Annotated in this window: 1 pseudogene; it reads right to left on the reverse strand. The window is 43.7% G+C overall.

From position 1 onward, the window contains the following. Positions 1 to 141: pseudogene (locus tag ACJ5GX_RS04540) on the reverse strand (2-octaprenyl-6-methoxyphenyl hydroxylase); the annotation flags it as partial. Positions 142 to 882 lie beyond the last annotated feature (741 nt).

Genomic DNA, 882 nt, shown 5'->3' on the forward strand with positions numbered 1-882 from the left:
GTGATGTAATTCATGTTTTACATTAAATACCATGCTATTTTGTTTATAATCAAATTTTATCATTGGTATAGAAAACAACTCTGGCAACCTAGAGTTTTTACCTTCAGCACAGATAAATAGTGATGATATCAATTTTTGATCGATCCAGGCCATCATAGACTCTTGCACGCGGCAGTTCCCGGAGTTCGCCGAGCGCGCCCGCAAGCGCATCAGGACGTATCTGAAGAGCTGCAGGCGGAATAAGAAGGTCCGAGGAGATGGGCCGGCTACTGGCAACGGGAGTTCTGCTGGAGCAGGCAATGCATGGGACACTGCGGTGAGGGTTCGATCAGATATTTCGAAATAAGTACTTGTGATATTACCAATTTCTATTGTGTTTTGTAATAATGTTTTTTTCAAGCCGAGTAGCTCGATGAGATGTCTATGATAATAAGAATTTAAACTTAGGCGTCTGCCAACCTAGCTATTATAGGCAGGTAGATATCTCATAATCTGACAATGTGTGTGCACGTGGGGCCGCCCCCGTCGCCGTCTCACCGTCTAGTAAGCATCCGCCGCCGCGCGCCGGCACGAGCCCACGCAGAATTAATTCGGCTGAAGAAACATTATATCTGAGCGATTCACTGCTGCATTAACACAATTTTTGTGCCGTTTTGCAATATGTTTGCCCTTTTTTAACAGGCTTACGTCCAATGCTTTTAAAATGTATTGCTTAGGAAATCTGGGAATAGATTAGCACCTAGCGAAGTTATATTAAAAGTGGAACAAAGTACCTACTTCAACAATACATACCTATGTAGTAACATCGATAAAAATAATTTACCTAGCTTGACGACTCAAGTACCGGAAAAGGCGCCTTTGGGTACGCCCAAGGCGAGCGAG

It is taken from the genome of Wolbachia endosymbiont of Tuta absoluta, assembly GCF_059414725.1.